The organism is Pseudomonas sp. SID14000, assembly GCF_002165135.1.
In the GTDB taxonomy this organism is placed as follows: Bacteria; Pseudomonadota; Gammaproteobacteria; order Pseudomonadales; family Pseudomonadaceae; genus Aquipseudomonas.
This window is the reverse complement of sequence record NZ_NFZQ01000155.1, coordinates 1-399: the sequence shown is the minus strand read 5'-3', so window position 1 is coordinate 399 and position 399 is coordinate 1. Positions and strand designations below refer to the sequence as shown.

Annotated in this window: 1 protein-coding gene; it reads right to left on the bottom strand. The window is 70.9% G+C overall.

Features of this window, described 5'->3' with window-relative positions; all coding sequences use genetic code 11:
* Positions 1–399, bottom strand: a 399-nt coding sequence (locus tag CAY82_RS27740; RefSeq protein WP_140399189.1) for an RICIN domain-containing protein, incomplete at both ends; no start/stop codon positions are given.

The window sequence follows — 399 nt, the reverse complement described above, 5'->3', positions numbered from 1 at the left end:
GCGGACCATGCCCATGTCGCGCGTGCCCTGGATCTTGATGGTCGCCGACACATTCTGCTGCCCCTGGGCGGTCGGCCACGCCGGGAACGCGCCGGGGGCGGTGGTCGGCTGGGGCGTCGGCTGCGTGGGCGCGCCGCTGCCGACCTTCACGAGCTGCCACTGCTGGTTGTACTGGTTGTTGTCCGTGAGCTGCGTGACGGTCGCGCCGTCGGCCGTGGACCGGTCGGTGACCGTGACGACCTTGGACGAGTGCCGGTTGACGAGCCGGACGTACGCGCCGCTCGCGGAGTCGACGAGCTTGAACTGCTGGTTGGTCGCGCCGAGGTCGGTGTACTGCCGGAACCCGGCGCCGTCGGCCGTGGACCACTCCCACAGGTCGAGGACCTTGCCGGAGTGCCG